Genomic DNA, 17,469 nt, shown 5'->3' with positions numbered 1-17,469 from the left:
CAAAGTCATTGGCGTCGATGGCGGCCGCGATAATCAGGTGCATGCCAATAACCACGATATTTTACTGTCACGCAAGGTGGACGCGGTAATTAGTATTCTCGGCGATAGCGCCGTCGAACCTAAATTTAAAGCATTGCGTGATGCCGGTATCCCGGTATTTACCGTAGATCATGTTTCTCAATATTCGGTCAACAATACCACTTCCGATAACTACACCTTAGGCTCAACCATCGGCCGCTACATGGCGGATGAATTAGGCGGCAAAGGCAACGTCGCCGTATTTAACGCATTCTCCAGCGCGCTGCGTATTTGCGGAATTCGCTACGATCAGTGGAAATATGTCCTTAAGGATTATCCGGATATTCATATTATCCAGCCCGAGCTCGCGGAACAGTTCGCCAACTCGCCGGAAGACGCGCGCAAGAAAACCCTCGAATTACTCAGCCAGTATCCGAAAGGTAAACTGGACGCCATCCATGTCGCCTGCTGGGATCAACCGGCCATCGGCATCGTCCAGGCGCTGGAAGAGACCGGTCGCGATAAAGACGTGAAAGTGACGGCCATCGACGCCGGTCCGGAGACCCTGGAGATCATGGCGGAGCCCGGCAGCCCGTTCGTGGCTAACGTCGCGCAGCAGCCGCATCTGATCGGCCAGACCTCGGCTGACAACGTGGCCCGCTACTTTGCCGGCCAGAAACTACCGGTGCAAACCTTTATTCCGGTGGTTCCGGTGAAAGGTCCGCAGGAAGCGAAAGCGGTGTATAAACAGTTGGGATACGGCGAGCTGCAGTGATTAATCAACATCCTGGCGGGGAACGCCCCGCCGCTGGTCTGGTCATGGAGCAGATCGGTAAACGTTTTGCCAGCGTCACCGCGCTTAATGCGGTTACCCTGCGCCTCAATCCGGGGGAGATTCATGGCCTGATTGGCGAGAACGGCGCCGGTAAATCGACGCTGATCAAGATCCTCGCCGGTGTCTATCAGGCCGACAGCGGCAGCGCCACCCTCGACGGTCACCCGCTGCCCCTCGGCAATCCGGCAGCCATCGAAGCCGCCGGCATCCGCGTTATCCACCAGGAGTTGAACCTGATCCCGCACTTTACCGTCGCGGAATCGGTGTTTCTGGGCCAGGAGTATCGCACCCGCTGGGGGGCGCTGGATCGCCGACGGATGAAGGCCGCCACGGCGCAATTTTTCCAGCAAAACTGGCAGCTGGCGATCGACCCCGAACGGCTGGTGCGCGACCTGAGCCTGGCCGAGCGCAAGCTGGTGCAGATTGCCCGCGCGCTGATCGACGGCGCAGCGCGGCTGGTGGTGTTCGACGAACCCACCGCCCCCCTGGAGGCGCAGGAGGCCAGTCTGGTCTCCTCCGCTATCCTGCGCCTGCGCGACCAGGGCATTGCCATTCTGTATATTTCCCACTACCTCAATGAGATAGCCACCCTCTGCGACCGCGGCACCGTGCTGCGCAACGGGGAAGTGGTCGGCTACCCGGACCGCGACCTGCTGCAGAATACCGAAGCGCTGATCGCCATGATGGTCGGCCGGGAAATCGACCAGCTGTATACTCCGCGCCAGCGCCCGGCGGCAGACAATGGGGCGACCCCGTTGCTCTCGGTGCGCCAGCTGAGCGACGGGCGGCAGCTGCAGGATCTTTCTTTTGATATTCAGCCGGGCGAAATCGTCGGCGTCGCCGGCCTGCTGGGCGCCGGACGCGATGTGCTGGTCGACTTACTCTACGGCTTACGCCCGGCGGAACGCGGCACCATCCACCTCGAGGGCCGGCCGCGGCGCATTCGTACACCAAAGCAGGCGATCCGCGCCGGCATGGCGCTGGTGCCGCGCGACCGCCGCCATCAGGGGCTGATCCTGCCCTTCACCACCGCCGACAATATTAATCTCGCCTCGCTGCCGGAAACCGCCACCTTTGGCTGGGAGCGGCGGGGTATCGCCGAGCAGAAAGCGCGCGACTGGATAGAACAGCTGGCGATCCGCCCGGGACGACCGGGGCTGCCGGTACGCTACATGAGCGGCGGTAATCAGCAAAAAGCGATCCTCGCCCGCTGGCTGGGGACCGATGCCCGGCTGTTTATTCTCGATGAACCCACCCTTGGGGTCGATATCGGTGCCCGCCGGGATATTTATCAACGTACGCGCCAGCTGGCCGATCAAGGACGGGCGGTGCTGGTCTCCTCCAGCGACGCCCCCGAACTGCTCGGACTATGCGACCGGATCCTGGTCCTCTGGCGCGGCGCGCTGGCGGCCAATCTGCCCACCCGCGGGCTAACGCTGGACGCCCTACTGGTGGCGATCAACGGCGGACAGGAGCCTTCACCATGAGTACTGCTATCCAGCGTCGCGGCCGTCCGGGCCTGACGACGCTGATTGAAAAATTTCCCCTGATCCTGTTTCTGGCGCTGCTGGTATGGCTGAGCGTACAGTCGCCCTACTTTCTCAGCTGGCAAAATATCAGCCTGATGCTGGTCCAGAGCGTTCCGCTGGCAATCCTTTGTTTCGGCCTGGTCTGCGTTATCGCCGTGGGCGGAGATGACGTGGTCTCCGGCGGCATCGACCTCTCCCTGCCGGCGACGGCGGTGCTCGGCGTCGCGCTGCTCAGCCTCGGGCTGGCCGAATGGCACACGCCGTATCTCCTGCTGCTGGCGCTGCTGGCGGCGGTTTGCCTGCTGTGCGGGGCGATCAATGGCTTGCTGGTGCTGGCGGCCGGCCTGCCGCCGCTGCTGGCCACCCTCTCGACCTCGGTGGCGTTTACCGGTCTGACAGATCTGTTGACCGGCCAGCGGCGCATCGCGGTCAGCGATCCGCTGATGGTCGCCTTTCGCGACAACAGCGTGCTGGGCCTGCCCTGGCCGCTGGTCTACCTGCTGGGGGTGTTTATCCTGTTCCAGTTCCTGCTCCACCACTCCCGCTTCGGCCAGCATGTGCAGGCGGTGGGCGGCAATCGCGATATGGCGCAGATGAGCGGCCTGAACGTGCGCCGCTTGACCCTGCTGGTCTGGCTGTTAGCGGGCATTGCCGCCGGGCTGGCTATTCTGCCGCTGCTCAGCCAGGGCTCCGGCAGCTCCAGCGGGACGGCCACGCCGCTGCTGCTGGAGACCGTGCTGGCGACCTTTATCGGCGCCGCCTTCTCGCGCCGTCGGGTGGTCACCATCTGGGGCGCGCTGCTGGGGGCAATCCTGGTCAACGCCCTCTCTAACGGGCTCGGCCTGCTGGGGGTCAATATCTTCTGGATGGGCGCCATTAAAGGCGGCCTGATCCTGGTGGTGCTGGCGGCCTCGGCGGTCAGACACAAAGGAGGCGAGGCATGAGTCAAATCACCCTGAAAACCTCTGCGTCGGCGGAACAGACGGCCAGCAGCCCGCTGGCCTGGCTGTCGCGGGCCGGATTTGGCGTCATCATCCTGCTGGCCATCGCCCTGTTTGGCTGGGCGAATCCGGTATTTTTAACCGTGGATAACTGGGCCAACCTGCTGCAGGGCAGCGCGATCCTGCTGATTGTGGCGATGGCGATGACCCTGATCGTCAGCGCCGGGGCGATTGATCTGTCGGTGGGCGTCGCGCTCGATTTCGGTGCCGCCTTCGCCCTCGTCGCCCTGAAAACCTGGCATCTGCCGTGGCAGGCCGCGGTGGGCTGCGCTCTGCTTGGCGGGGTGCTGATTGGCCTGCTCAATGCCTTTCTGATCCTCATCTGCCGGATCCGCCCCTTCCTCGCCACGCTCGGCACCTGGTTTATCGCCAGCAGCGCCGAGCGCATCTATACCGACGGCGGCGGCGCGATAGCCTATCGGCGGATGGCTCCGGAGTATCACGACCTGGCGGTGGGCAACCTTGGCGGGATCCCCACGCCGGTAGCGATCGTGCTGGCGCTGTGGCTGGCGGCCTGGCTGGTTACCGAGCGCACCCTGTGGGGCAAATATGTCCGCGCCATCGGTCAGAACAGCGAAGCGGCGCGTATCGCCGGGATCCGCGATCGCCTGACCATGCTCGGCGTGCTGGTGGCCGCCTCGGCGCTCTGCGCCGTCGGCGGGGTGATCCTCTCCGCCAACCTGCGGCAGTTTACCCCGCTGGCCGGGCAGTCTTACCTGATGGACGCCATTGCGGCAGTATTTATCGGCACTGCCTTTACCCGTCTGGGCCGGGTCAGCATCCTCGGCACCCTCGGCGGCGTGCTGTTCCTTGCCATTATTGATAACGGCCTGAACCTGATGGGGCTCAATTATCTGGTGAAGGACGCGCTGGTCGGCGTGATTCTGGTGGTGGCCCTCGCCCTATCCTTCTGGCAGGCGCGCCTGCGCCAAACGCATCGCTAAACGGGAGAACGATGGCAACCTTTGACGCCGTATTTGTCGGCCTGACTATTCTGGATATCGCCGGGCGCCCGGTGGTGGCGATCCCGCCGCGCGGCGGCGTCGCCTTTATTGAGCAAATTCGTCTCAACCCCGCCGGCACCGCCGCCGGGGCTAATATCAACGCCGCGAAGCTCGGGATCCGCACCGCGGCGGTGGCCTGCCTGGGCGAAGATGAAAAGGCCGACTTTATCCTCGCCAGCTATGCCCGGCTGGGCATCGACTGCTCGCTTATCCAGCGCACCGCGCTGAAGGAGACCTCGGCGACGATCCTGCCGATTCGCCCCAACGGCGAACGTCCGGCCCTGCACTGCCGGGGCGCGTCTGACGCCCTGTTTGTCAGTGAAGCGGAATTTGACGCCGTCCTTGACTGTCGTTTCCTGCATCACGGCGGGACCGGGCTGCTGGCGGCAATGGACCAGGGACAGAGCGCGCGGCTGTTGCAGGCGGCCAAAGCGCGCGGAGTCACCACCAGCTTTGACCTTATCGCCCCGAATGAAGAGACCCTCGAACTACTGCGGCCCCTGTTGCCGTCGGTGGATTATTTCATGCCTTCGCTGGAGGAAGCCGCCTTTCTCTCCGGAGAGACGCAGCCGGAGGCCATCGGCCACTTCTTCCTGGCGCTCGGCGTGGGCACCTGCATTCTGAAAGACGGCGAGAACGGCTCCTGGCTTATCGGCCGCGATGGCGGGCCGCAGCATATTGCGCCGTGGCCGGTCGAGGCGGTGGATACCACCGGCTGCGGCGACAGCTACTGCGGCGGGTTTATTGCCGCACTGGCGCGCGGACTCAGCGTGAAAGCAGCGTGTGACGTCGCCTCGGCGGTGGCCGCGCTGGTGGCGACCGGGATGGGATCGGATGCCGGGGTAGTGGACTGGGAACAGACCCAGGCTTTTATGGCGGCCCATCGCCCCTGACGATGGACCCGCGCCGCTGCAGAACGCGGCGGCGCAAGCGGCTTAACGCCACTGGTACAGCAGCGGCTCCCCGGCGACATAGCGCTGAAGATCGGCGGCAATCATCGCCGTGTGTTTGGCGATACTCTCCCGGGTGGCTCCGGCGATATGCGGCGTGATAATCACGTTATCGAACTCGATGACAAAAGGATGATCGCGCCACAGCGGTTCGCGGTGATAGACATCCAGCGCCGCGCCGCCCAGCGGGCCGTGGCGCAGGGCATCAATCAGCGCTGCCTCGTCGACCACCGCCGCGCGAGAGGTATTGATCAGCAGCGCGCCGGGCTTCATGCTGTTTAACAGCGCGGCATTCACCAGCCCGTCGCTGTGCGGCCCGCTGCTCAGGTGCAGGCTGACGATATCCGCCTCGCGGAACAGCGCCTCCAGGGTCGTTTTCTGTAACCCTGGCTCATTGATATCCTCTGCGGCGACGAACGGATCCACCACCAACACCGCCATGCCGAACGCCCGGGCGATACGCGCCACCCGGCGGCCAATGTTGCCATACCCCACCAGCCCCAGCGTTTTATTGCGCAGTTCACTGCCTTTAAACACTTCATAGGGGCTTTCCGGGCTCACGTCCCAGACCACATCCCGCCGCAGACCCTGCTGAGTGGCGGCGGCGGCATTGTCAGCCTGCGTGAATTCCCCCCGCTTCAGCGCCGCATGGGATTGCGGAATATGGCGCGCCAGGCTGAGCATCAGGCCAAGCGTCAGCTCCGCGGCGGCATCGGCATTGCGCCCCGGGGTGTAGAGCACCCGGATGCCGCGCGCCTGGGCGGCCTGGGTATCAATATTCACCGGATTCGCGCGGGTGCAGGCGATCACCTGCAGGCGCGGACAGGCGGCCATTACCGCGTCCGTCACCTCATCATAGCTGGTCACCAGCACCTCGGCGTCGTGGGCCAGCTCAATCAGCTGACCGGCGCTGAGTTTCGGTTTGCCCAGCGCCCACCCCTCCACCAGCAGCTCACCCAGCTGGTGGAAGGCGCTAAGGTCGCCAGCATGCTCGGCGGTAAAAACGATTTTCATGGTTGTAGGTCCTGAGAAAGAGGTTGAAGGGCGGCCTGTCTGGCCTGCCATACCGGCAGCATCTGCTCGCGCAGCAGGCGGTAAACGGGATACAGCGCCGCGTAGCGGGCATGCGCCTGAGGGCGCGGCTGATAGCGGGTCTGCGCCAGCGGAGGCGTCTCGGCCAGCGCCGAGACGCTACGGGCCGCCAGGATCGCCGCGCCGCGTGCGCTCAGTTCGTTAAAGGCGCTGGAGACCACCGTGCGTCCGGTACAGTCGGCGATAATCTGCAGCCAGGTCGCCGAGGCTGCGCCGCCGCCGGTCAGATACAGCTCGCCGCCCTGCGGATAACCCTGCAGCGCATCGACAATGGCGAAGGCCAGTCCTTCAAACACCGCGCGCTGCAGTTCGGCGCGGGTGGTGTGCGGGCTAATGCCGAAAAAGCCGGCCCGCGCGTCCGGGCTGTAAAACGGCGCACGTTCGCCATTGAGATACGGCTGCCAGAAGACGCCGCCGCTGCCTGGCTCCACCTCCGCGATCGCCTGCTCCAGGCGCCCCAGATCGGCGTCCAGCGAAATATGCTGCTGCAGCCAGTCAATATTTGGCGTACCGGCCTGCATCGGAAACAGGGAGATCACCTGTCCGGCTTCGGTATGGGTGACAAAGCGCGTCGCCTCGTTCACCGTCTGCGGGCCGCGGCAGACGATCCCGGTGCAGCAGGTGGTGCCGAGGATCGTGTAGATATCCCCTTCGTTGACCGCGCCGCAGCCCAGCGCGGCGCTACAGACATCCAGCGCCCCGGCGGCCACCGGCGTCGCGGCGGGCAGCCCGGTCAGCGCCGCCACCGCGTCGCTCAGCGTGCCGGCCAGGGCATCCGGGGCCAGCAGCGGGGGAAACAGCGGCAGCAGTTCGTTCAGCCCCATCTCGTTCATCACCACCGAGGACCAGCTGCCGGTCTGCTGATTGAGTAACGAGCTGCTGGCGTCCGTCAGCTCCAGCGCCGCCACGCCGGTCAGGCGAAAGCGGATCCAGTCCTTGGCGAAAAACAGATAGCGCGCGGCCGCCAGCCGCGCCGGCTGATACTGTTTCAGCCAGTACAGCTGCAGACTGGTATTGCAGGGCTGCAGGTGGGTGCCGGTATCGGCGAAATAGCGGCGGTCGAAGCCGGGTCGGCGCAGCAGGTCGCTCATTAGCTCGTGGCTGCGGGTATCGCTCCACAGGATCCCCGGGCCCACCGGTTCGCCCTGCTCATCGCTGAGCCAGACCCCCTCCCCTTGCCCGGCGAGGCCGACAGCCCGCAGCCGCCCCGCCTGCAGCGCCGGATGGCGGGCAATCTGGCGCAGAATAGCCAGCACCGAATGCCACAGCTGGGTCATATCCTGTTCCGCGTAGCCATTGGCCGACAGGCGGGGTGAGGTATTTTCCGCGGCGCTGGCGCAGGCGGTGAAATGCTGATCAAACAGCACCGCTTTCACCCGCGAGGTGCCAATATCGATACCAAGATAAAAATCCATACCTGCTCCGGCTCAGGGCTCGTAGCGGCGGCGCATCAGCTCGCACTCGAACAGGAACTCCAGCCCCTCCAGTTGACGGCGGGCCTCCTGAATATCTTTCCCCCAGCAGGTCAGGCCGTGGCCGCGCAGCAGAAAGCCGTAGCGCAGCGGGCGCGTTTGCGCATAATCGGCAATCCGCGCCGCCAGGGCGTCAATATCCTGGTCATTATCGAAGATGGCGATCGGAACGGTATCGAGATGGCTATGCTGCCCGCTAAGGGTTTTCTGCATTTCATACCCCTGCAGCGCCAGCGTGTCGCTTTTTTCGATGCGCGACAGCACGGTGGCGTTGACGGTATGCACATGCAGCACCACGTTGGCTTCCGGGAACAGGCGATACACCAGGGTGTGCAGACCGGTCTCGGCCGACGGCTTCCGTCCGGAAGGCGCCTGGTTGGTGGCGATCTCAACCTGCAGAAAATCCTCGGTTGTCAGGCTGCCTTTGTCGCGGCCCGACTCGCTTAGCCAGCACCAGGTATCATCCTGACGCACCGACATATTACCGCCGGTCGCCGGCGCCCAGCCTTTCGCGCCGATCCAATGACAGGTGGTGACCAGTTGCGCGAGTCTTTCTTGCCACATAGCAGTTCCTTAGGTTAGCGATGATTTATTTAGCCGTCTAAATGGCTATTTATCCGATACTAACACCGCTAACCGGAGGGGACAATATTTCAGGAAACACACACAAGACAAATGGTTATATCATAAAAGCATATTAAATAACCTTTATTCACAGTGATTTAACCAACCGTTTTCAGTACACCGCTATTCTCCACTACTCTCTGGCCAAAAACAGGCGGATCGTCCTGGCTAAAATTCTCCTCCGGCGCCAGGGATGCGCTCACCGCCCTACTCTGCCCTGGACTGGTGCAAAACCTGGCAGGATGCACAGTAGAATGGCATTACCCGTCCGGGATCCTTCAATAACTGTGCATGTTGCACACCGCGCGCTATTCCCCGTGCCCGGTTTTTCCTGGCACATCTCTTGCTACTTCCGGCTATCACCGCCCATCTACCAGCCAGAGGTTCCAGGATGTCAAACAGCAATGATTTTCCCCTCGTCGAAGCGCCCGCCGCCGGACGCAAAGGCGTATTTTCCATCGCCATGGTGTTGTTCAGCTTTACCTTTTTCACCGGCACGATGTTCGCCGGCGGTAAACTCGGCGTCTCCTTTTCCATCGTCAATCTGCTGTGGATAGCCGTCATCGGCAACGCCTTGCTGGCCCTCTATGCCGCGTCGCTGGGCTGGATCGCCGCGCGCAGCGGCCTGAATACGGTGCTGATGGGCCGGTTCTGCTTCGGGGAGATTGGCAGCAAGCTGGCCGATTTTATTCTTGGCTTTGCCGAGCTGGGCTGGTACGCCTGGGGCACCGCCACGGTCGCTATCTCGTTGGTGAAGATCCTCGCTCTGCCCGAGGCGCTGACCCAGCCGTTGATGGTGCTGTTTGGCATTTTGTTCTGTGTCACCGCGCTGGTGGGCTACAAGGGACTGGACGCGCTGTCGCGCCTGTCGGTGCCATTGATGTTTGTGCTGCTGATGGTCTCCATGTATCTGGCGCTGCACCACGCCGGCGGCTGGCAGGCGATGACCCGTATTGCGCCGAGCGACACCATGAGCTGGTCGGCGGCCATCACCATGGTCTTCGGCACTTTCGCCAGCGGCGCCACCCAGGCGACAAACTGGACCCGGCTGGCCAACTCCAGCCGGACCGCCATTCTCGCCAGCATGGGCAGCTTCCTCATCGGCAACGGGCTGATGATCGTCGCCGGCGCCTGGTGCGCTATCGTCTATCAACAGGCCGATATCGTTGAAGTGCTGATCCTGCAGGGGCTGTCGGTGGCCGCGGTGATCATGCTCTGTCTCAACCTGCTGACCATCCAGGGCCCCACCATCTATAACGTCTCCGCCGCCGCCTGCCATCTGCTGCGCAGCGAACGTCGCCGGACGCTGACCCTCGCCGCCGCCGGGGTGGGCATTGTGCTGGCCATTGGCGGGATGTACGAAATGCTGATCCCCTTCCTCGTGCTGCTGGGCAGTATTATTCCACCCATCGGCGGGGTGATCCTCGCCGACTACTGGTTCGCCCGCGGCGGGCGCTATCCCCTGCTGCAGAACGCCCGCCTGCCGCGTTTTAACTGGCTGGGACTCGGCGCCTACGCCGCCGGCGCGGTGGTGGCCTATCTTTCGCCGTGGATCGCGCCGCTGGTGGGGATCTCCGTCTCCGCGCTGGTCTATATCGCCCTGACTCTGCTAAGCAAACGCCAGCCTGCCGCCGTCGCGGAGCAGGAGCCATGAGCCTGACGGTCAGCGAACTGCTGGCCCTTGAGGGACTCTCCGCCCTGCGTCTGCGGGCGGGAAAGCAAGGGCTGCAGCGGGCCGTACGCTGGTACTATGTGGCGGAAAATGAACATATCGCCGAGTGGATCATGGGCGGCGAGCTGGTGTTTATCACCGGCATCAACCATCCCCGGGGTGAAGCCAACCTGATCCAGTTGCTGATGGAGGGCAAACAGCGCGGCATCGCCGGGATGGTGATCCTCACCGGCGAGGCCTATATCCACGCCATTCCCGCCACGCTGATCGCCCTTGCCGACGAGCTGGACATGCCGCTGATCGAGCAGCCCTACCTGCTGAAGATGGTGATTGTCACCGAGCGCATCGGCACCGCGCTGGTCCGCAGCGAAAACGTCCTGCAGTCGCAGCGCGACATTCTGATGCAGCTGGTCACCGGCGACTATCCGGACCTGCAGATGCTCCATCAGCGCGCCCTCCACCAGCAGCTCGATTTTACCCGTCCGCTGCGGCTGGCGGCGCTGCGTCTGGAGGGGCTGTCCCGCCTGTTTCGCCAGTTCCCGCCCGAGCAGGCCGAAGCCTGGCTGCTGCAGGCCCACCGCAGCGTACGTCAGCAGCTGCAGCAGCAGCTCAACCAGCAGGGCAATCCCTTCCCGCTGCTGGAGCGCAGCAATATGTTTCTTTTCCTGCTGCCGGATGAGGAGGGGGAAGGCTTTCAGCAGAAAAAATGGCTACAGCAGTGGCTGCAAACCCTGGCGGACGGAGAGGAGAGTTTATCGCTGCTCTGCGGCCTCTCCGCGCCGGTCAGGCAGCTGCAGGGTTACCCGCGGGCGCTGTCGCAGGCGCGCCAGGCGCTGGATCTGTGCGATACCCTGCGGCCAACCCAGCGCATCAGCGACTATCAGCAGCTGGGGTTTATCAAACTGCTGTCCGCGGTCAGCGACCCGGCGCTGCTCAACGATTTTATGCACGACACCCTCGGCTGCCTGATCGAGCCGGGCCGTAAAGCGCCGTGGCTGCTGCTGGAGACCCTCGAGACGCTGCTGCAGGAGAACGGCAACGTGGTGCGGGCCGCCGACCGGCTGGGTCTCCATCGCAACACGTTGCATCAGCGCATCCAGCGCATTGAAAAACTGACCGGCTACCCGGTCAGCCACCCTCAGTTTCATCTCAACGCCTCGGTCGCGCTGGTGATCTGGCGTTTATCGCAAAACCATTTACAGGACCCACCATGAAAATTATTAACGCTCGCCTGCGCCGCCAGGAGGCGCTGTTTACCCTTGACCTGCAGGACGGGATGATTCACCGCATCACCGCCCAGGCCGCGATGCAGACTGCCGACGCCGGGGATATCGACGCCCAGGGCCGGCTAGCGATCCCGCCCTTCGTCGAGCCGCATATCCATCTTGACGCCACCCTCACCGCGGGTGAGCCGGAGTGGAACCGCAGCGGCACCCTGTTTGAAGGCATTACCCGCTGGAGCCAGCGCAAAGCGAGTATTACCCCGGAGGACACCCGCCAGCGGGCGCTGAAAACCATCGGCATGCTGCGCGATTTCGGGGTCCAGCACGTCCGCACCCATGTGGATGTCACCGACCCGTCGCTGGCGGCCCTGCAGGCGCTGCTGGCGGTGAAACAAGAGGCCGCCGATCTCATCGATCTGCAGATTGTCGCCTTTCCGCAGGAGGGAATCGAATCGTATCCCAACGGCCGGGAGCTGATGACGCGCGCCATCGAGATGGGCGCCGACGTGGTGGGCGGCATTCCGCACTATGAGAACACCCGCGACAAAGGGGTCAGCTCGGTGATGTTTTTGATGGACCTCGCCCAGCGCTACGGCCGCCTGGTGGATGTCCACTGCGATGAAATCGACGATCCGCAGTCGCGTTTCCTCGAAGTGCTGGCGGAAGAGGCGCGGGTGCGCGGCATGGGGGCGCAGGTCACCGCCAGCCACACCTGCGCGATGGGCTCTTACGATAACGCCTACTGCTCGAAGCTGTTTCGCCTGCTGAAAGCCTCGGGCATCAACTTCATCTCCTGCCCGACCGAAAGCATTCATCTGCAGGGCCGGTTTGACAGCTGGCCGAAACGGCGCGGCGTCACCCGGGTGGCGGAGCTGGATCGCGCCGGCATCAATGTCTGCTTTGCTCAGGACTCGATTCAGGATCCGTGGTATCCGTTGGGAAACGGCAATATCCTGCGCATTCTGGATGCCGGACTGCACATCTGCCATATGCTCGGCTATGACGATCTGCAGCGCTGTCTCGACTTTGTCACCGACAACAGCGCCCGGGCGCTGTGTCTGGGCGATAACTACGGCCTCGCCGAAGGCCGCCCGGCGAACCTGCTGATCCTCGATGCGGAAAACGACTACGAGGCCGTCCGTCGTCAGGCACGGGTGCTGACCTCCATTCGCCACGGCAGGGTGATTTTGCAGCGTGAGGTGGAGCACATCCGCTACCCGGCATAGGGAGCAAGGCGCTGCGCGACGACGCCTTTCTGTGATACCTTTTCAGGCAGTGTGCGTGACCGACGCCCGCCCGGGCGTCGGCCTCCTGGAAAACAGACGGCGCGAAACGACGATGAGCGATAAAAAATGGATTAAGGCCGAGGACGTGGCCAGACTGGCCGGGGTCTCGCGCTCGGCGGTCTCCCGCACCTTCACCCCCGGCGCCTCGGTGTCGGAGAAGACCCGGCAGAAGGTGCTGAGCGCCGCGGAAGCCCTGGGCTATCAGGTGAATATCATCGCCCGGACGATGATCACCGGCAGCAGTAATTTTATCGGCATCGTCACCGCCGGTTTCGACAACCCATTTCGCAGCAAACTGCTGGCGCCGCTGGTCCATCAGCTGGCGCTCAATGGCTTTATGCCGCTGCTGATGAACGCTGACGATCCGCAGCAGCTCGCCCCCTCGCTTAAACAACTGCTGAGCTATCACGTCGCCGGGGTGATCATCACCTCCGGCGCGCCGCCGCTGTCGCTGGCGGAAGAGTATCTCGCGCGCAAGATCCCCGTCACCCTGATCAACCGCCATGCGGACCTCGCCGGCTGCGACCGGGTGTGCAGCGATAACGCCCAGGGAGCGAAGCTGGTGGCGGATCTGTTCAGTCGTCGAGGCTGGCGGCAGGTTGGCTTTATTGGCGAAAATCGCGAGAACTTCAGCACCCGCCAGCGCTATGAGGCTTTTATCGCCCGGACGTCGGATATGGCGGTGAGCAGCCGCTTCTGCGACGGCGGCGGCTATCAGGCCGGCTACCAGACTGCCAGAGAATTGGTTGCTGAAAACCCCGGGATGCAGGCGCTGTTTTGCGCCACCGATATGCTGGCGCTGGGCGCCCAGGACGGCCTGCGGGACGCCGCCGCCCCGCTGCCGGCCATCGTCGGCTTTGACGATATCCCGCAGGCGGACTGGCAGCCCTATCAGCTCACCACCGTTCAGCAGAATACCGCCCTGCTGGCCCACCACGCGGTGGATTTGTTAATGACGCGGATCGCCCGCTTCAGCCTGCCCTCGCGCCATCGCGAAGTGCCGGTGAAACTAATTATTCGTCATAGTGCGAAATGAAAAAATCATTTTATGCTGGAGCGATCACAGAATCTTCTGCGAAACCCGGCCACACTCATTCGGCCCTTCGGGGCTGTTTTTTTCACGCAAAATGCACACGTGTGCAAAATAGGGAGTCACTATGCAATCTCAGGAATCAGAAGCGCTACAGGCCCGCTACCGTCTGGCCTGCGAGCTGGCGAAAGCGGGGGCTGAGCTGGCGTTTGAATACTATCAACAGCGCGAGGCGCTGACCGTCGACCATAAGGGCGACGACCTGCAGGATGTGGTCAGCGTGGCCGATAAACGGGTGGAGGCCTTTGTCAAACAGCGCATTCAGAGCGCGTTTCCGGAGGATGGCTTTCTCGGCGAAGAGAGCGGCGCCCGCCTGCCCGACGCGCGAGTGCTGTGGGTGGTCGACCCCATCGATGGCACCAGCTGTTTCCTCAACGGCCTGCACACCTGGTGCCTGTCGCTGGCGATCGTCGCCGACGGCGAACCGGTCATCGGCGTGGTCTACGACCCCAACCATCGCGAGCTGTTTCACGCCCTGCGGGGCCATGGCGCCTGGCTCAACGACGCTCCGATCCGTCCGCACCCCGCGACGACGGTCAAAGAGGGCGTGATGGGCGTCGGCACCTCGCATCGCGTCACCCCGGCGGACTTTCTGCCGTTTCTGCAGGCGCTGCTCAGCGACGGCGGCATGTTTATCCGCAACGGCTCCGGGGCGTTGATGAGCGCCTGGGCGGCGGCGGGCCGGTTGATTGGCTACTACGAGCCGCACATGAACCCGTGGGACGCCCTGCCGGGGCTGGTGCTGATGCGCGAAGCGGGCGGCGCCAGCAACGATTTTCTGGCGCAGGAGGGGATCCAGCGCGGCAATCCGCTGCTGCTGGCCAGCCCAACGCTCTACCCGCAGCTGAAAAAGATGATCCCACAACCATTACATTAACCCTTACGGGTCAGGCTATTTCTGATTATGTACTCTACACAGTAACGATAACTTCATTCACGGACGAACCACATCAATCAGTCAGGCCTCCGACCTGCGGAGAACCACCTATGTCTGGAATTATCGCTTTTTTCCGGGCGTCGCCGCCGAAAGCGGGCGCCGCGTTTGATGAACACCGTTTTCGCCGGGTGCGCTGGCAAACCTTCATCGCCATGACCCTGGCCTACGTCACCTTTTACGTCTGCCGGTTATCCTTCACCGTCGCCAAAAGCGCGCTGGTGGAGCTGGGGATCACCCCGACGGAGCTCGGCATGATCGGCTCTACCCTGTTCTTCAGCTACGCCATCGGCAAACTGGTCAATGGTTTTATCGCCGATCACGCCAACGTGGTGCGCTATATGAGCCTCGGTTTATTGCTCAGCGCCGGGATGAACCTGATGATGGGGATGACCACCAACGCCCTGCTGCTGGCCATCTTCTGGGGGATCAACGGTTGGGCGCAGTCGATGGGCGTCGGCCCCTGCGCGGTCTCGCTGGCGCGCTGGTACGGCGTTAAGGAGCGCGGCACCTTCTATGGCATCTGGTCGACGGCGCATAATATCGGCGAGGCGGTGACCTATATGGTGATCGCCGCGGTGATCGCCGGGTTTGGCTGGCAGATGGGCTACCTGTCCACCGCCGCGCTCGGCGCCGCCGGCGTGGTGCTGCTGGTGCTGTTCATGCACGATTCGCCGCAGAGCAGCGGCTTCCCGTCCATCAACGTCATCCGCGATGAACCGCAGGAGGAGGTCGAAGCCCGCGGCTCGGTGTTTAAAAACCAGCTGCTGGCGCTGCGCAACCCGGCGCTGTGGACCCTCGCCCTCGCCTCCGCCTTTATGTACATCGACCGCTACGCCGTCAACTCATGGGGGATCTTCTTTCTGGAGCAGGATAAAGCTTATTCCACCCTGGAGGCGTCCGGGATTATCGGCGTCAACGCTATCGCCGGCATCGCCGGGACCATCATCGCCGGCATGCTCTCCGACCGCTTTTTCCCGCGCAACCGCAGCGTGATGGCCGGATTCATCAGCCTGCTGAACACCGCCGGCTTCGCCCTGATGCTCTGGTCGCCGCACAATTACTACACTGATATTCTGGCGATGATTATCTTCGGGGCCACCATTGGCGCTCTGACCTGCTTCCTCGGCGGGCTGATCGCCGTCGATATCTCTTCGCGCAAGGCCGCCGGGGCCGCGCTCGGCACCATCGGCATCGCCAGCTACGCCGGCGCCGGCCTGGGCGAGTTTCTCACCGGGATCATTATTGATAAAACGGCTATCCTTGAAAACGGCAAAACGCTGTATGATTTCAGCACGTTGGCGATGTTCTGGGTGGGTACCGGTCTGGGTTCCGCGCTACTCTGTTTTACCACTGCCGCCATCGTCGCCCGGCGCCATGCCGTCGAACGGCAGACCTCGTTCTCCTCATAACCGATTAACGAATAAGGAAGAAGATATGATGCCTGCAAGACATCAGGGGCTGTTACGCCTGTTTATCGCCTGCGCACTGCCGCTGCTGGCGCTGCAATCTGCCGCCGCCGCGGACTGGCAGCTGGAGAAAGTGGTCGAGCTCAGCCGCCACGGTATTCGTCCGCCGACGGCCGGCAACCGGGAAGCCATTGAGGCCGCCACCGGCCGACCGTGGACCGAGTGGACCACCCATGACGGGGAGCTCACCGGCCATGGCTATGCCGCCGTGGTCAACAAAGGGCGTGCGGAAGGCCAGCATTACCGCCAGCTCGGCCTGCTGCAGGCCGGATGCCCGACGGCGGAGTCGATATACGTGCGCGCCAGCCCGCTGCAGCGGACGCGAGCGACCGCCCAGGCGCTGGTGGATGGCGCCTTCCCCGGCTGCGGCGTCGCTATCCATTATGTCAGCGGGGATGCCGATCCCCTGTTTCAGACCGACAAGTTCGCCGCCACGCAAACCGACCCCGCCCGCCAGCTGGCGGCGGTGAAAGAGAAGGCCGGGGATCTGGCGCAGCGTCGGCAGGCGCTGGCGCCGACCATCCAGCTATTGAAACAGGCGGTTTGTCAGGCCGATAAGCCCTGCCCGATCTTCGATACCCCGTGGCAGGTCGAGCAGAGCAAAAGTGGGAAGACCACCATTAGCGGACTGAGCGTGATGGCCAATATGGTGGAGACGCTGCGTCTCGGCTGGAGTGAAAACCTGCCTCTCAGCCAGCTGGCGTGGGGCAAGATCACCCAGGCCAGGCAGATCACCGCCCTGCTGCCGCTGTTAACGGAAAACTACGATCTGAGTAACGATGTGTTGTATACCGCGCAAAAACGCGGGTCGGTGCTGCTCAACGCTATGCTCGATGGCGTCAAACCGGAGGCGAATCCGAACGTACGCTGGCTGCTGCTGGTGGCCCATGACACCAACATCGCCATGGTACGCACGCTGATGAACTTTAGCTGGCAGCTGCCGGGCTACAGCCGGGGAAATATCCCGCCGGGCAGCAGCCTGGTGCTGGAGCGCTGGCGCAACGCGAAGAGCGGAGAACGCTATCTGCGGGTCTATTTCCAGGCGCAAGGCCTCGACGACCTGCGTCGTCTGCAGACGCCGGACGCGCAGCACCCGATGCTGCGTCAGGAGTGGCGTCAGCCGGGCTGCCGTCAGACCGACGTTGGTACGCTGTGTCCCTTCCAGGCGGCCATCACCGCGCTGGGTCAGCGTATCGACCGGTCATCCGCCCCGGCGGTAGCCATGGTCCTGCCGTAGCGGCGCGGTGTTTGTCCGGGCCCGGGAAAACCT

15 protein-coding genes (1 of these 15 cut by a window edge) are annotated in these 17,469 nt (G+C 63.3%); 12 read left to right on the top strand and 3 right to left on the bottom strand.

All coding sequences use genetic code 11. The features are described 5' to 3' along the window. The 5 genes in view from VZP09_RS03285 to VZP09_RS03265 are tightly spaced (at most 44 nt apart) and all read left to right on the top strand, a layout consistent with a single transcriptional unit that may run on beyond the window. Window positions 1-793, top strand: partial view of a sugar ABC transporter substrate-binding protein gene (locus VZP09_RS03285; protein WP_328794897.1) — the 3' portion only. The gene continues 188 nt to the left of window position 1, outside the view; 793 of the gene's 981 nt are visible here — the last part of the coding sequence; its start codon lies off the left edge, out of view; its stop codon occupies window positions 791-793. Window positions 794-837: 44 nt separating this feature from the next. After that, entirely contained in the window at window positions 838-2,340 is a 1,503-nt protein-coding gene (locus VZP09_RS03280) for a sugar ABC transporter ATP-binding protein (protein WP_021441413.1), read from the top strand. Continuing rightward, window positions 2,337-3,326, top strand: a complete 990-nt coding sequence (locus tag VZP09_RS03275; protein WP_021312519.1) for an ABC transporter permease — start codon at window positions 2,337-2,339, stop codon at window positions 3,324-3,326. Before VZP09_RS03280 ends, VZP09_RS03275 begins: the two co-directional genes overlap by 4 nt. Further along, window positions 3,323-4,327 carry an ABC transporter permease gene (locus VZP09_RS03270; protein WP_004223619.1) on the top strand — a complete coding sequence of 335 codons (1,005 nt, stop codon included), beginning with the start codon at window positions 3,323-3,325 and terminating at the stop codon, window positions 4,325-4,327. The genes VZP09_RS03275 and VZP09_RS03270 overlap by 4 nt, the downstream gene beginning before the upstream one ends. 11 nt (window positions 4,328-4,338) lie before the next feature. Beyond that, entirely contained in the window at window positions 4,339-5,280 is a 942-nt protein-coding gene (locus VZP09_RS03265) for a carbohydrate kinase family protein (protein ID WP_022615466.1), read from the top strand. Window positions 5,281-5,322: 42 nt separating this feature from the next. Here the strand turns inward: VZP09_RS03265 and VZP09_RS03260 are convergent, their stop codons facing one another. Genes VZP09_RS03260 through VZP09_RS03250 form a run of 3 tightly spaced genes read right to left on the bottom strand, consistent with a single transcriptional unit; the run spans window position 5,323 to window position 8,465 of the window. Next, window positions 5,323-6,351 (bottom strand): 2-hydroxyacid dehydrogenase, encoded by a 1,029-nt coding sequence (locus VZP09_RS03260; RefSeq protein ID WP_002894255.1) that lies wholly within the window; start codon window positions 6,349-6,351, stop codon window positions 5,323-5,325. Then, window positions 6,348-7,844: an FGGY-family carbohydrate kinase gene (locus VZP09_RS03255; protein WP_328794896.1), complete on the bottom strand. Its 1,497-nt coding sequence runs from the start codon at window positions 7,842-7,844 to the stop codon at window positions 6,348-6,350. The genes VZP09_RS03260 and VZP09_RS03255 overlap by 4 nt, the downstream gene beginning before the upstream one ends. A gap of 12 nt (window positions 7,845-7,856) precedes the next feature. After that, the gene (locus tag VZP09_RS03250) at window positions 7,857-8,465 is read right to left on the bottom strand and encodes a methylthioribulose 1-phosphate dehydratase (RefSeq protein ID WP_002894164.1); all 609 of its coding nucleotides are present in this window, start codon (window positions 8,463-8,465) and stop codon (window positions 7,857-7,859) included. A gap of 451 nt (window positions 8,466-8,916) precedes the next feature. Here VZP09_RS03250 and codB point away from each other — a divergent pair, with 451 nt between their 5' ends. The 7 genes from codB (at window position 8,917) to VZP09_RS03215 (ending at window position 17,436) form a co-directional block, all read left to right on the top strand. Beyond that, on the top strand, window positions 8,917-10,179 hold the full coding sequence (gene codB / locus VZP09_RS03245; protein ID WP_009485210.1) for a cytosine permease: 1,263 nt from the start codon (window positions 8,917-8,919) through the stop codon (window positions 10,177-10,179). After that, window positions 10,176-11,411, top strand: a complete 1,236-nt coding sequence (locus VZP09_RS03240; RefSeq protein ID WP_048331666.1) for a PucR family transcriptional regulator — start codon at window positions 10,176-10,178, stop codon at window positions 11,409-11,411. Before codB ends, VZP09_RS03240 begins: the two co-directional genes overlap by 4 nt. Then, complete coding sequence (codA, locus tag VZP09_RS03235) at window positions 11,408-12,646, top strand: cytosine deaminase (protein ID WP_032411035.1); 1,239 nt, start codon at window positions 11,408-11,410, stop codon at window positions 12,644-12,646. The genes VZP09_RS03240 and codA overlap by 4 nt, the downstream gene beginning before the upstream one ends. Window positions 12,647-12,791: 145 nt before the next feature. After that, a complete protein-coding gene (locus VZP09_RS03230; RefSeq protein ID WP_074185268.1) occupies window positions 12,792-13,742 on the top strand; it encodes a LacI family DNA-binding transcriptional regulator in 951 nt (316 codons plus the stop codon). A 121-nt stretch (window positions 13,743-13,863) separates the two neighbouring features. After that, a complete protein-coding gene (locus VZP09_RS03225) occupies window positions 13,864-14,673 on the top strand; it encodes an inositol monophosphatase family protein (RefSeq protein WP_004151655.1) in 810 nt (269 codons plus the stop codon). Window positions 14,674-14,783: 110 nt separating this feature from the next. Continuing rightward, the gene (locus VZP09_RS03220) at window positions 14,784-16,142 is read left to right on the top strand and encodes an MFS transporter (protein WP_025368352.1); all 1,359 of its coding nucleotides are present in this window, start codon (window positions 14,784-14,786) and stop codon (window positions 16,140-16,142) included. Window positions 16,143-16,167: 25 nt separating this feature from the next. Beyond that, window positions 16,168-17,436, top strand: coding sequence for a histidine phosphatase family protein (locus tag VZP09_RS03215; protein ID WP_004176900.1), 1,269 nt, complete (start codon window positions 16,168-16,170; stop codon window positions 17,434-17,436). The last annotated feature ends 33 nt before the right edge of the window (window positions 17,437-17,469 follow it).

Origin of the sequence: Klebsiella sp. EMBS2024, from assembly GCF_036233805.1 — a bacterium.
Classification (GTDB): domain Bacteria; phylum Pseudomonadota; class Gammaproteobacteria; order Enterobacterales; family Enterobacteriaceae; genus Klebsiella; species Klebsiella pneumoniae.
The sequence above is the reverse complement of the archived record's forward strand: the minus strand, read 5'-3'. Positions and strand labels throughout refer to the sequence as shown.